Annotated in this window: 11 protein-coding genes; 9 read left to right on the top strand and 2 right to left on the bottom strand. The window is 74.1% G+C overall.

Annotation, left to right across the window (positions count from 1 at the left end):
- Window position 1 precedes the first annotated feature (1 nt).
- From WMF26_RS16470 to WMF26_RS16480, 3 genes are read left to right on the top strand one after another with little or no spacing between them, the layout of a single operon-like run.
- On the top strand, window positions 2-1,153 hold the full coding sequence (locus WMF26_RS16470; protein ID WP_061627079.1) for an HlyD family secretion protein: 1,152 nt from the start codon (window positions 2-4) through the stop codon (window positions 1,151-1,153).
- The gene (locus tag WMF26_RS16475) at window positions 1,150-3,888 is read left to right on the top strand and encodes an ATP-binding cassette domain-containing protein (protein ID WP_438001103.1); all 2,739 of its coding nucleotides are present in this window, start codon (window positions 1,150-1,152) and stop codon (window positions 3,886-3,888) included. The genes WMF26_RS16470 and WMF26_RS16475 overlap by 4 nt, the downstream gene beginning before the upstream one ends.
- A complete protein-coding gene (locus WMF26_RS16480) occupies window positions 3,885-6,017 on the top strand; it encodes an ATP-binding cassette domain-containing protein (RefSeq protein WP_438001104.1) in 2,133 nt (710 codons plus the stop codon). Before WMF26_RS16475 ends, WMF26_RS16480 begins: the two co-directional genes overlap by 4 nt.
- A gap of 184 nt (window positions 6,018-6,201) precedes the next feature.
- On the opposite strand, the gene WMF26_RS16485 is transcribed toward WMF26_RS16480, so the two are convergent.
- The gene (locus WMF26_RS16485) at window positions 6,202-6,354 is read right to left on the bottom strand and encodes a hypothetical protein (protein WP_165374012.1); all 153 of its coding nucleotides are present in this window, start codon (window positions 6,352-6,354) and stop codon (window positions 6,202-6,204) included.
- A gap of 276 nt (window positions 6,355-6,630) precedes the next feature.
- Here WMF26_RS16485 and WMF26_RS16490 point away from each other — a divergent pair, with 276 nt between their 5' ends.
- The 4 genes from WMF26_RS16490 (at window position 6,631) to WMF26_RS16505 (ending at window position 9,619) form a co-directional block, all read left to right on the top strand.
- Window positions 6,631-7,287, top strand: coding sequence for a hypothetical protein (locus tag WMF26_RS16490; protein ID WP_437337964.1), 657 nt, complete (start codon window positions 6,631-6,633; stop codon window positions 7,285-7,287).
- Window positions 7,284-8,300 (top strand): hypothetical protein, encoded by a 1,017-nt coding sequence (locus tag WMF26_RS16495; protein WP_438001105.1) that lies wholly within the window; start codon window positions 7,284-7,286, stop codon window positions 8,298-8,300. Before WMF26_RS16490 ends, WMF26_RS16495 begins: the two co-directional genes overlap by 4 nt.
- Window positions 8,301-8,302: 2 nt before the next feature.
- On the top strand, window positions 8,303-8,968 hold the full coding sequence (locus tag WMF26_RS16500) for a glycine-rich domain-containing protein (RefSeq protein WP_438001106.1): 666 nt from the start codon (window positions 8,303-8,305) through the stop codon (window positions 8,966-8,968).
- Between the two features lie 93 nt (window positions 8,969-9,061).
- Window positions 9,062-9,619 carry a dihydrofolate reductase family protein gene (locus WMF26_RS16505; protein WP_438001107.1) on the top strand — a complete coding sequence of 186 codons (558 nt, stop codon included), beginning with the start codon at window positions 9,062-9,064 and terminating at the stop codon, window positions 9,617-9,619.
- 168 nt (window positions 9,620-9,787) lie between these two features.
- Here WMF26_RS16505 and WMF26_RS16510 read toward each other — a convergent pair whose 3' ends face one another.
- Window positions 9,788-11,461 carry an alpha/beta hydrolase gene (locus tag WMF26_RS16510; RefSeq protein WP_438001108.1) on the bottom strand — a complete coding sequence of 558 codons (1,674 nt, stop codon included), beginning with the start codon at window positions 11,459-11,461 and terminating at the stop codon, window positions 9,788-9,790.
- Window positions 11,462-11,733: 272 nt separating this feature from the next.
- Between WMF26_RS16510 and WMF26_RS16515 the strand changes: the two genes are divergently transcribed.
- Window positions 11,734-12,930, top strand: coding sequence for a serine hydrolase domain-containing protein (locus WMF26_RS16515; protein WP_438001109.1), 1,197 nt, complete (start codon window positions 11,734-11,736; stop codon window positions 12,928-12,930).
- Window positions 12,918-13,163 (top strand): hypothetical protein, encoded by a 246-nt coding sequence (locus tag WMF26_RS16520; RefSeq protein WP_438001110.1) that lies wholly within the window; start codon window positions 12,918-12,920, stop codon window positions 13,161-13,163. The genes WMF26_RS16515 and WMF26_RS16520 overlap by 13 nt, the downstream gene beginning before the upstream one ends.
- Window positions 13,164-13,212 lie beyond the last annotated feature (49 nt).

The raw sequence follows: 13,212 nt of genomic DNA on the forward strand, positions 1-13,212 counted from the left end.
CGTGGCCTCCCCGTTCCACCGCACGATGCGGTCGCTCGAGCTCGAGCGCGGCGCGCGGACCTGGCTCCGCCTCGCCGCGACCCTCGCCGTCCTCGGCGCCTGGGCGGCCTGGATGCACGCGGCGCGCGTGTCGGTCTACGCCACGACCGCGAAGGCGCGCCTGGAGGTCAGCCGGATGGCGCACCGCGTGGCCGCCGCCGAGGCCGGGCGCGTGGCGGTCGTCCGGGTGGAGCTCGGGCGCGACGTGGCGCCGGGCGAGGTGCTCGTCGAGCTCGACGCGTCCGTCGAGGAGAAGCGCCTGGAGGAGGAGCGCACGCGGGTGGCCGTGCTCGCGCCGAAGCTCGAGGCGCTGCGGCGCCAGATCGCCGTCGAGGAGGAGGTGCGCGCGTTGCAGGAGAAGCTCTCCGACGCGTCGATCGCGCGCGCCCGGATCGACCTGCGCCAGCGCGACCTCTCCGCCGCGCACGGCGAGGAGCTCCGCGCCATCTCCGAGCGGCTGCACGACGAGCGGCTCGCGTCGACCGCCGATCACCTGGACGCGAAGACCCGCGCCGCCGACGAGCTCCTCAAGGCCGAGGGGGCGCGCGCCGATCTCCACCGGCTGTCGGTCGCGCGGCGCCACGACGAGCGGCAGGCGGCGGCCCACCTCGCCGAGCTCGAGCGCGCGCTCGGCGACCTCGTGGCCGAGCAGCGGGCGGCCGAGGCCGCGGTCCACACGGCGCTCGCGCAGATCGAGCGGCGCAAGATCCGCGCGCCCATCGCGGGCAAGCTCGGCAACATCGCCGCGCTCCAGGCGGGCGACGTGCTCAAGCCCGGCGACCTCGTGGCGACGGTCGTCCCGGGCGAGGACGTGCACGCGGTCGCGCTCTTCGCGCCGTCCGACGCGGTCGGGCGCATCGTCCCCGGGCAGAAGGCGCGGATGCGCCTCGACGGGTTCGCGTGGACGCAGTTCGGCATGCTCGAGGGCGAGGTCTCTCACGTCGCCAGCGAGCCGTTCGACGGCGCCATCCGCGTCGAGCTCCTCGTGCGGCCGGACAGCGCCGCGTCGATCCCGGTGCAGCACGGGATGCCGGGGACCACCGAGGTCGAGGTGGAGCGCGTCTCCCCGTGGACGCTCCTCCTGCGCGCCGTGGCGCCGGGAGGCCCGCGATGAAGCGCGCCTTCCTCGTCCCCGAGGTGCTGCAGACGTCGCTCATGGACTGCGGCCCCGCCGCGCTCAAGGCGGTGCTCCAGGGGTTCGGCGTGGAGGTGCACTACGAGTGGCTCCGCGACCGCTGCCAGACCGACGTCGACGGGACGTCGATCGACGCGCTCGCCGCGCTCGGGCAGGAGCTCGGGCTCGCGACCGCCGAAATGGTGGTCCCGCACGACAGCTTCCTCCTGCCCGAGGCCGACTGCCTGCCCGCGATCGTGGTCAAGCGCGGCGCGGGCGACGCGCTCCACTTCCTCGTCGTCTGGCGCCGGCTCGGGCCGTTCGTGCAGATCCTCGACCCGAGCAGCGGGCGCCGCTGGGTGCGCGCGGAGCGCTTCCTGGAGGACATGCCGCACTTCCCGATCCCGATCTCGATCGAGCGGTTCCGGCGGTGGGCGTCGTCCGAGGACGCGCTCGCCCCGCTCCGCGCGAAGCTCCGGGCGCTGGGCGCGCGCGGGGAGGCGCTCATCGCGCGCGCCGACGCCGACCCGGGGTGGCGCTCGTTCGCGGCGCTCGACGCCGCCGTGCGGATGGCCGCGCGCCTCGTCCGGGGCGGCGCGATCGCGCGCGGGGGCGAGGCGCAGCGCGTGCTCGAGGGCGTCTTCGACCGCGCGCTCGCCGGGGAGGCGGGCGCCATCCCGAAGGGGTTCTTCTGGGCCACGGAGGGCAAGGCGCCGGGCAAGCTCCTCGTGCACGGCGCCGTCATCGTCCACGTCGCCGCCCGCGCCCCCGCGCCCGCCCGCGCCCCCGCCGGCGCCGCGCGCCCGGCCGCGCCGCCGGCCCCGCCGAGCTACCGCGGCAGCGCCGCCCCGGCGGCCCCGCCGGTCGAGCAGGCGCCGCGCGCGGTCGCGGCCGCGGTGCTCCCGGCGCCCGTCCGCCGCGAGCTCGAGCGGCCCACGCCGTCGCCCGCGCGCCTCTTCCTGTCGATGCTCCGCGCCGACGCGGGCCGGGCCCTCGCCCTGGTCGGGGTGGCCCTCGCGGCGAGCGCGGCGATCGCGGCGATCGACGTGGTCGTCCTGCGCGGGCTGTTCGACGCCGTGAAGCACGTCACCGTCGAGTACCAGCGCGCGCTCGGGCTCCTCGCCCTCGTCGCGTTCGCCGCCGGGGCCCTCCTGCTCGAGCTGTTCGCGGCCCACGCCGTCTCGCGCCTCGGGCGCGCCCTCGAGGTGCGCTTCCGGGCCGCCTTCCTCGAGAAGCTGCCGCGGCTCGAGGACCGCTACCTGCGCAGCCGGCCCACCTCGGACATGACCGCGCGCGGCCACGCGATGCACCTGATGCGCGAGGCGCCGGCGCTCTTCTCGCGCATCGCGCGCGCGGCGCTCTCGTTCGTCGCGACGCTCGTCGGCGTCCTCTGGCTGTACCCGGGCGGCGCGTGGCTCTCGCTCGTCGCGGCGGCGGTCGCGCTCGCGGCCCCGTACCTCGCGCGCAGGCCGCTCGTCGAGAGCCTCATGCGCCTGCGCACGCACGCCGCGTCGCTCGAGCGGTTCTACCTCGACGCGCTGCTCGGCGCGGTGCCCATCCGCGTCCACGGCGCCGAGCGCGCCGTGCGGCGCGAGCACGAGGCGCTGCTCGTCGAGTGGGCGCGGACCGGCCGCCTCGCGCACGCCCAGGCCACCGCCATGCAGGCCGTCCAGGGGCTCGCGAGCACCGCCGTGGCGGTCGCGATCGTCGGCGGCTACGTCGCCTCCGGCGGCCCGCCCGCGGCGCTGCTCCTGCTCGTGTTCTGGTCGCTGCGGCTCCCCGTCGTGGCGCAGGAGCTCGTCGCCGCGCTCGTCGGCTGGAAGAACGTGCGCAACGCCTCCGTGCGCCTCTTCGCGCCGCTCGCGGCCCCGGAGATGGACCTCCCCCGCGCGCCCGCCCCCGAGGACGGAGGCGCCGCCGCGCCGGGCGCCGCGTCGATCGATCTCCGCGGCGTCAGCGTGCAGGCCGGGGGGCACACGCTCCTGTCCGACGTCTCGCTGAGCCTCGCGGCGGGGTCGCACGTCGCCATCGTGGGCACGTCCGGCGCGGGGAAGTCGTCGCTGCTCTCGCTCTTGCTCGGGTGGCTCCGGGCGTCCCGGGGGGAGGTGCTCGTCGACGGGCAGCCGTTCGACGACGCGGCGGTCGCGCGCCTGCGCCGCGCGACGGCGTGGGTCGACCCGGCCGTCCAGCTCTGGAACCGCACGCTCCTCGAGAACATCACCTTCGGCCACGCCGGCGACGCCCTCGCGCGCGTGCCCCTCGCGATGGGCCAGGCCGATCTCACCGGCGTGCTCGAGACCCTGCCCGACGGCCTCCTCTCGGCCATCGGCGAGGGGGGCGCGCGGCTGTCGGGCGGGCAGGGGCAGCGCGTCCGCCTCGCCCGGGCGCTGATGAAGGCCGACGCGCGCCTCGTGCTCCTCGACGAGCCGTTCCGCGGGCTCGAGCGCGAGCGGCGCCGGGCGCTCCTCGCCCGCGCGCGCGAGCGCTGGGCGCGCGCGACGCTGGTGTTCGTCAGCCACGACGTGATGGACACGCTCGGCTTCGATCGCGTGCTCGTGGTCGAGGGGGGCAGGGTGGTGGAGGACGGCGCGCCGCGCGCCCTCATGGACGACCCGCGGAGCCGCTACCGCGCGCTCGCCGAGGCGGACGCGCGGGCGCGCGACGAGGTCTGGTCGAAGGGGCGCTTCCGGAGCGCGACCATGGAGAGCGGCCGGCTCACCGAGGGGGCAGCATGAAGGCGACGGACACGAGCTCGAACGAGGCCGCGCGGGCGGCGGCGGCGCTGGCCGAGGTGGCGTGGCAGCCCTCCGCGCTCGGGCACGCGATGAGCGCGCTCACGGCCGCGTGCGGGCTCGCGAGCGGCGCGGCGCCGTCGCCGGGCGCGCCGCCCGACGGCGACCCCACCGCGTGGATCGAGGCGTACGCGGGCTGCATGGGCATCGAGGCGGAGGCGGTCCAGTCGAGCTTCGCCGACCTGCCGCGCGCGATCGCGTCGCTCGGCCCCTCGATCGTCCGCCTCGAACGCGGCTACCTCGCGGTGGTCTCCGCGGGCCCCCGGGGCCTCACGGTGCTGACGCCGGCGCTCACGCAGGCGCGGATCCCGCTGGAGGCCGTGCGCCGGGCGCTCTCCGCCCACCTCGAGGACCGCCCCGCGTCGCACGTCGACAAGTGGCTCGCCGCCGCGCAGATCCCGCCGCGGCGCGCCGCGCGGGCGCGCGCCGAGCTCCTCGCCCAGCTCGTCGCGGACCGCCCCATCGAGGGCATGTGGCTGCTCCGCCCCGATCCCGGATCGAGCTTCCGGCGCCTGCTCTCGATGCGCGGCGCGCTCCGCCGCGGCGCGCTCTTCCTCGCCGCCGCCGCCGCGCAGATCGCCCTCGGGGTGCTCGCCTGGTGGCTGATCGGCGCGGGCGCGCTCGACGGTGCCGTGCAGCCCGGCTGGCTGCTCGCGTGGGTGCTCCTGTCGCTCTCGGCCATCCTCGTGCAGCTGTTCGCCTCCTGGACCGGGGGGCTGCTCACGATCGACGTCGCCGCGCTCCTCAAGCAGCGCCTGCTCTGCGGCGCGCTCCGCCTCGATCCGGCCGCGATCCGCGCGCGCGGCTCGGGCGAGCTCCTCGCCATGGTCTCCGAGTCCGAGGCCGTCGAGACCGCGGGCCTCGGCGGCGCGCTCGGCGCGGTCGTCGCGCTCGTGCAGCTCGCGAGCGCCGCGCTGGTCCTCTCCGCCGGCGCCGGCGGCGGCCTCCACGTCGCGCTGCTCGCCGGGTGGACGGCCTCCGTGGCGCTGCTCGCCCGCCGGTTCGCCGGGCGGCGGGCGGCGTGGACGCGCGAGCGGTTCGCGATCACGAGCGGCTTCGTCGAGAACGTCGTCGGCCACCGCACGCGCGTCGCCCAGCAGGCCCCGCACCTCCATCACGCGGAGGAGGACGCGGTGCTCGAGCGCTACCACGCCGCCTCGCGCGCGATGGACCGCGTGGGCGATCTCCTCGCGTCGCTCCCGGCGCGCGGGTGGCTCGCGCTCGGGCTGCTCGGCCTCGTCCCTGCGGTCCTCGCGGGGGTGAGCGTCGGCCCGCTCGTGGTCGCCACGGGCGGCATCCTGCAGGCGCAGGCGGCGTTCGCGACGCTGGCGACGAGCCTCGGCGCGCTCCTCTCCGCCGCCGTCTCGTGGCGCTCGATCGCGCGGCTCTTCGCGGCGGCCGAGGCCCGCGAGCCGCCCGGGATCCCGCAGGCCGTGCTCGGGCGCCCCGCGGCGTCGGACGTCGTGCTCGAGGCGCGGGGCGTCTCGTTCCGCTACGGCGGCGAGCGCGCCGAGCCCGTGCTGCGCGACTGCGGTCTGGTCCTCGCGAAGGGCGACCGGCTGCTGCTCGAGGGGCGCTCCGGGGGCGGCAAGTCGACGCTCGCGGCGGTGCTCAGCGGCCTCCACGCCCCGTCGTCGGGCCTCGTGCTCCTCCGCGGCCTCGATCGGCGGACGCTGGGCGGGGCCGCGTGGCGCAGCCGCGTCGCGAGCGCGCCGCAGTTCCACGACAACCACGTGCTCTCCGGGACGCTCGCGTTCAACCTGCTGATGGGCCGCGCGTGGCCTGCGTCGCCGGAGGACCGGCGGGAGGCGGAGCTCGTGTGCCGCAAGCTCGGCCTGGGCCCGCTGCTCGATCGCATGCCGTCGGGGCTCGATCAGGTCGTCGGCGAGACGGGGTGGCAGCTGTCGCACGGCGAGCGGAGCCGGCTGTTTTTGGCGCGCGCGCTGCTCCAGCGCGCGGACGCGGTCATCCTCGACGAGAGCTTCGGCGCCCTGGATCCGCTCACCGCCCGCGACTGCGTGGGCGCCGTGCTCGAGCGGGCCCCGGCGCTGGTCGTCATCGCGCACCCCTGACCAGCTCCGGCCCGCGCGACGGCCCGAGGAGCGGCCCGCGCGGGCCTTCGCTTCGCCGCCTCTCTCGCGTGCCAAACGCGAAAGGCCCGCCGCTGCTCCTCGCAGCGCGGGCCTCCGCGGTCGTATCGTCAGGATCGAGGGGCCGGTCGCCGCGGGGTGCGGCCCCCGGCCCCTCGCGGGCGGTTCAGCAGCAGCAGCCGGGCGGGCAGGTACAGACGGCCGGTCCCACGCCAGCCTGGAGCTCCGTGGGGACCTCCACCGTCAGGCGCGCAGGGCGCTCCTCGACGGTCTCCTGCTTCGTCTCGACCTCGACCTCGACCTTGATCTGCTCGTTCATGGTGATTGCTCCGTAGCTCGGTTGGTTATTTCGGTTGCGGACTCGTCGTCCCGCGACATGGGCTATTGCAGCGGCCGTGCCACCGCCGTCTCTGCGCAGCAAAGGCCGCTGTTCCCGCGCGGCGGGGGCCTGTTTTCGCAGGGCGGCGGCCTTCGTTGAGCAACCCGTTTCCCAATTGGGGAAGCGCGTCGGGAATCGATGTTCCCTCGCGGTGCGCAGGGTCCCCCGCGCGCGGCGCGCGGAGGCGGGCATGAAACTGGCAATGAGCCACAGGCGATGGACACATCCATGATCCCCGAGCTGCTCTCGTTCCGTGCGCCGTGGCTCGAAGAGAAGCTGGTCAAGGACCGGATGGCTTCTTCCTGCGAGGAGGCGGCGCGGCTCTTCGACGAGGTGAAGAAGTACATCTTCGTCTGCAGGGCGGACCGGACCCGGCAAGTCCCCATGTTCTCCCGGAGGATCGACGAGGTCTGGCACCAGTTCGTGCTCTTCACCGAGGAGTACGCGGCGTTCGGCCACCGCTTCTTCGGCGAGTTCGTGCACCACACCGCCAACACCGCCCCTCGCGGCGAGCTCGGCGCGCGCCCCGAGATGACCTTCGACGCGTACCGCGCCGAGTACGAGGCGCTCTTCGGGCCCATCTCCCCGGCGTGGCGGGACGAGCTCGCCGTGACGCCCGACACGCGCCTCATCCGCGTCAAGTTCGGCCGGCCCATCTTCGTGCGGGTCGAGGAGGGGAGGGCGGATCTCGTGTGGTCGCTGGAGCCGCCGCGCGTCCTCCTGCGCATCGATGCGTGGGCGAAGGACGCCCTGCAGTTCATCGTCGACTGCGATCACTTCTACGTCCGCGAGCTCCCCGGCCTCGACGACCCGGAGCGCGTCGCGCTCTGCCGTCCGCTCGTGAAGGGCGACTTCCTCCGGATCGCGCCATGAGGCTCGCCGAGCTCACCGCCCTCTTCGGGCAGCTCGATTTCCCGCGGTCCGACGGCCACGCCCGCCCGCCGCGCGACCACGTGCGCGCGATCGAGGGCGCGGTCCGGGCCGGGCTCTCGGACGACGAGCTCCCGCTGGAGCTCCTCGCGCTCGAGATCGAGCGCCGGGACGGCGCGCCGGAGCTCGCGCCGTTCCACGTGGTCCCCGAGGTCGGCGTCCGCGTCGCGTTCGCGTACTGGCGGCCCGGGCGCGCGGCCGGCGCGCACGAGCATTCGGACTGGACGGTCACGGCGGTGCTCCACAACGCGCTCGACGTCGCGACCTTCGACTGGGACGCGACGGCCCGCGCGCGGCGGCTCGTGCCGAAGCGCCTGTTCTCCGCGGAGGCGGGCCGGGTCGGCCACATCTACGGGCCGTGCATCCACGACCCGCGCAACCCGACCGCGCGCTGGTCGATCTCGCTGCACCTGTTCGGCCCGAGCGACGGCCCGGTGCTCGAGGCGCAGGTGGGCCCCGTCGAGGGGCTGACCCCGGCGGCGCCGCGGCCCGCCGCCGCGGGCGACGCGCTCTCGGCGGCGCTCCTCGCGCACGAGCGGGAGTGCGTCCGCCGGGCGCAGGTCGACGCCCTCGCGCAGCGCGGCCCGCGGGCCGCCGCGCTCCTCGCGCGCCTCCACGCCCGCGGCGACGCCGGCACCCGCGCGCGCGCCGCCCGCGCGCTCGGCCGGCCCGAGGAGCTCGACGCCCGCGCCGCGCTCGTGCGCCGCTGGCCGGGCGTGGACCTCGACGTCGTCCGGATCGCGGGCCGCGCCGAGCTCCGCGCGCGCTGCGGCGAGCGCGCGCAGCTCCTCGTGCGGGTCGAGGCGTGGGGCGAGCCCGCGCTCCGCGCGCTCGCGGCGGCGCGCGAGCTCAGGCCCCGCGACATCCCCGGCCTCGCCGAGGCGGAGCAGCTCGCGCTGGCCCGCGCGCTCGTCGACTGGGGGACGTTTCAGCCCTTCGCAGCCCAGGAGAACTGACCATGCAACCCATGCAAACCGATGTGGTGACGGCGAGCGCGCGCAGGCGGCCCGATCTCTTTGCCTACCGGGCGCAGTTCGTCATCGACAAGCTGCTCATGAACAAGACCGTGGCCACCGAGCGCGAGGCGGAGGCGCTGTTCCGCGAGCTCGCGCGCTATCTCTGGCTCGTCGAGTCCGATCGCACCCGCGCTTACCCGATGTTCTCGCTGCGCGTCGACGAGGCCTGGCACCAGTTCGTCCTCTTCACCATCGAGTACGCCGATTTCTGCCAGCGCTTCTTCGGTCGCTTCCTGCACCACGCGCCCGCCAACGCGCCTGTCGCGCACGCGGTCCCGGAGGCGACGTGGGACGAGTTCGCGGCCGCGTACAGCGCCCTTTACGGCGAGCCGCCGCCCGAGGTGTGGAACGACGCGGCGTCGGTGTGCGGCCCGCGGCGCGTGATCCGCGATCGCGAGGTGTCGGTCCGGCTGAGCGGCGGCAAGGCGGAGCTCGTCGACGGCGACGCGGTGCTCGTGCGCGTCGACGCCTGGGGCGAGCCCGCGCTGCGGTTCATCGCGCGACACGGCATCTTCTACGTGCGCGAGCTCCCCGGGCTCGACCTGGACGACCGGATCGCCCTCTGCCGGGCGCTCGTGGCGACGCGGACGCTCCGCGTCGCTCCGTAGCCCGTGCGCGAGCGCCCGACCAATGCCAGCGTGACGGTCCGTGCCCGCGCCAAGCACCGCGACGCCGGCGCGGCGGAGTGTTAGGCTCGCCGCATGGGACTCTTGACCTTCAGCATCAACGTCACCCTGGACGGCTGCGTCGACCACCAGGAGGGAATCGCCGACGACGAGACACACGCCTTCTTCACCCGCCTCATGGACGAGGGCGGGGCGATGCTGTGGGGCCGCGTCACCTACGAGATGATGGAGAGCGCCTGGCCGGCGGTCGCCCGCGGCGACGAAGAGGCGCCCCCGGCGCTCCGCGAGTGGGCGGTCAAGCTGGAGGCCAAGCCGAAGTACGTGGTGTCGTCGACGCGAAAGGACTTCCCGTGGACCAACAGCCACCACATCGCCGGCGACCTGCGCACGGGCGTGCAGAAGCTCAAGGACGCGACCCCGGCCGGCGTGCTCCTCGGTAGCGGCAAGCTCGCGACCGAGCTGGACCGGCTGGATTTGATCGACGAGTACAAGTTCCTCGTCCACCCCAGGATCGTCGGGCACGGCCCGACCCTGTACCAGAGCGGGCTGCCCAGCACGCGACGGCTCGAGCTGGTCTCGGCGAAGCCGTTCCGCTGCGGCGCGGTCGCCATGCACTACCGGCGCGCGCGCTGACTCGGAGCAGCCCCATCGCGCCCAGCTCGCGGGCGCGTAGGTAAAAGAAGCCGGATCGCAGCGCGAAGGACGCTCCGGGTCGCCCCGTAAGCCCGCGCCGTCGCGCCGATCCGCGACCTGGCGTCGAGCGGGCGATGGCGGCACGGGAGAGCAAGGAGCTCCTACGGGTCAGCGCTCGACGCGGAGGCTCCTTTCACGCACGAGGCGCGCGACGGCCGCCCAGTCGACCGGCGCCACCATCCTCGGCGCGGGGGCGGGCGAAGCCGTGTTCTCCCACATGTCCTTCGTGCCGAAGAGCACCTCGACGACCGCCGGATCCTCGTCCCACGTGACGGGCACGAGGTCGTCGAGGCACGTCGTATCGACGGGGGCCTCGGGATCCGCGATGAACTTCGCCATCATCTGCGTGCCGCAGGGCGCCGCACCGGCGGTCTTCACGGGGGACTCGAACGTGACCACGTGCGGGCTCCAGGGCACCGCCACGAACGTCTGGTGGGGCGCGGTCAGCCTGTCGGCCGCAAGCTCCGCCAGGCCGATGGGCGTCTGCGGGTCGAGCAGGCCGTTCATCGCCAGGATGGGCACGGAGGAGCGCGGCCATTCGCTCCAGAACGGGTCGTGCGGATACCGCGGCCAGGCATCGTAGAGCTGGCCGATCTCCAGCGCCGCCCCCGGGCAGAAGCGCTGCGCATCGCAGCGCGCCTGGAGCTCGGCCGAGGTCGGGGCCGGGTCCTCCCACATCTCGGAGAGGGCCACGTGCGTCCCAAGGACGACCGAGCGCCGCGGCTCGCCGCCGTCGGCCTGCGAGGAGGAACCGCTCAGCGCCTGCATGTAGTGGCCGACCACCTGCACGTCGCCCGCGTCGCAGCGGTCGATGCGGTAAGCGAGCGGGAAGAGGTGCGTCCGCACGCTGCGCAGCTGCGCGAATGCCGGGACGATCGACGCGAACAGCGCGGCGTCGACGCCGAGCTGCGAGCAGTGCCCCTCCGTGAGCTTGCCGAAGAGCGCGTCGAGCTTCGCCCAGGGATCGGGCCCGAGCTTCGCCCCGCAGACCGGATCGACGGCGCAGATCGCGGACAGCTCCTTCACCACGGGGTCGAACTGCGTATCGTACAAGGACAGGTACTGCGCGCCCGGCGATGCGAGCGAGTCGAGGATCACGCCGTCGACCGCCTCGGGGTATTTCTGCAAGAAGCGCAGCGCGCGCGCCGTCCCGTACGAGGCGCCGAAAAGGATCACCTTCTTGCCGTGCTCGCGCGTCAGATCGAGGAGGCGCGCCAGGTCGTCGGCGTCGGCCGACGTCGTGAAGTGCGCGAGATCGTCGCCCCACTGCGCCTTCAACGCCTGGATGCAGGCGGGCCACTCGCTCGCGCTGATGTCCGCCCCGTCCTCCGAGCTCGGGTCCTCCTGGACCGGGCACTCGAGGCGGCTCGAGAGCCCGACGCCGCGGTGCTCGAGCACGTACCAGTCCACGTCGGGCATCACGCGCTCCCATAGCTGCTGGATGAAGCCCGTGAACATGTTGCCGGAGTCGCCGGGGCCGCCTTGCAGGAGCCAGACCTGCGCCTTCGCCGCGCCGCCCGGCGCGAGGTGGCGCGACACGAAGACGGGCAGCGTCGCGCCGTCAGGCTTCGATGGATCGAGCGGCAGGGCGACCGTGGCGCACTCGGAGATGAAGTCGCCCGGGCAGCTTCCCCATGCGACCGCCGAGCTGCCGCCCGAGGCTCCATCGCCGTTCGTGCCAGGGCTGGCCGGGTCATCGCCGCCGGGGCAGCCCGCAGCGAACGCCGTGAACCCGAGCACCACGGGGAGGAGCCCCACCCGAAGGACAGTCTGTGTGATCATCTTCGTTACCCTCGCAATCACCGGAACGGCCAAAGGCTGAACGGCGCGAGGTCTGCGGTGGCGATGACCACGGCGCCGGGGGCGTCGACGAGCGTGCGGACGTCGAGCGCCGTGCCGTGTGTTCCCGCTCGACCTGGCTCCGTTCAACGCCAGAATCACTTTCCGTGCACCTGCAGCGGTCCGCAGCGCGCCATACGCCTGCGCGATGGTGCGACGTCGACGAAATCGTAGAAACCGTTGAACGGAGCCAAGCCGAGAGGGAACGCACGGACATGGCACTCAACAAGCTCTCGATTCCGCTCTTCTGCATGGCATCTCTCGTCGCGGGTTGCCCGCGCGACTCTCCCCAGGAGGGCGACGCGGCCTACGGCAAGCTGCTCCAGGACGGGGTGGACAGGATTCAAGCGAGCGGCATCGTCGCCGTGCATGCGGAGATGCTCGATGGCGACCGACGGATCCGTGCTCGCAGCGGCGTGGCGCAGCGCGACGGCGAGACGCCGGTCGACTTCGACAGCTACTTCCGGATGGGCAGCAACACCAAGACGTTCGTCGCCGTCGTCGTGCTGCAGCTCGCCGGCGAGGGCGCGCTGTCGCTGGACGACACGGTCGAGCAGTGGCTGCCCGGCGTCGTGTCGGGCAACGGCAATGACGGCTCGCTGATCACGATCCGCCAGCTACTTCAGCACACGAGCGGCCTCTATGACTACATCGGTCCGGCCGATCCGGACGGCCCGGATCCGCAGCCGTCCCTGGCCGTGCTGCGCTCGGCCGACGAGTACATGCAGCATCGGCTCGACCACATGGACGCGGAAGAGCTCGTGGCGCTCGCCCTGCAACACAAGCCGAGCTTCGATCCGGGGACGGAGTGGGACTACTCCAACACGAACTACGTGCTCGCCGGCATGATCATCGAGCGTGCCACCGGAAACCGCTGGAGCGAGGAGGTCGAGGCGCGCATCCTCGATCCGCTCGGCCTCGACCACACGTTCGATCCCGGCGATGCGCCTGATCTGCCTGCCCCGCACGCCGTGGCGTACCAGCAGTACGAGGTCGACGGGCCGCTCGTCGACGTCACGATCGCGAACCATACCATGGCCGGCGCCGCCGGCTCCCTCGTCACGACCACCGCGGATCTCGCGAAGTTCTGGCGGGCGCTGACCGAAGGATCGCTGCTCGATCCGGAGCAGATGGCGGAGCTCCACGAGACGGTCCCGGCGCCTGCCTTCGACCCGATCGCGCCCGGCACCGATTATGGCCTCGGCATCATGTGGATCCCGACCAGCTGCGGTGGAGGGTACTGGAGCCACGCCGGAGGCACGCTCGGGTACTCGACCCGGAACGCCGCGAGCGACGACGGCTCTCGCGTCGTCGTGATGTCGCTGTCGACGTCGACCGACGACCCCGAGGCCTCGTACGCCACGACCATCGATACCTTCAAGATCATCGATCAGCTCATGTGCGCCGATTGAGCGCGGGCCCGGCGCGGGCGCCGCGGCCGATCGAGACGCGCCTCGTCGGCGTCCGCCGCCAGCTCACGGTGCTCCTGGTCGCCCTGCTGCGCGCCAAGAGGGTCCCTGCCCGGGCGCGCTGCGGCTTCGCCGGCCATTTCACGCCCGGCAACATCGTGGACGACCGCCTCAGTCGCCTGGCGCGACAGGGGCAAGGAGCGATGAGCGATCCGTTGATGTTCTGCACCTCGTAGTCGATCGTCCAGTCGATATGGCTGATCACGACCGCGATCCATACGTCGC

It is taken from the genome of Sorangium sp. So ce185, from assembly GCF_051526825.1.
In the GTDB taxonomy this organism is placed as follows: Bacteria; Myxococcota_A; Polyangia; order Polyangiales; family Polyangiaceae; genus Sorangium; species Sorangium cellulosum_D.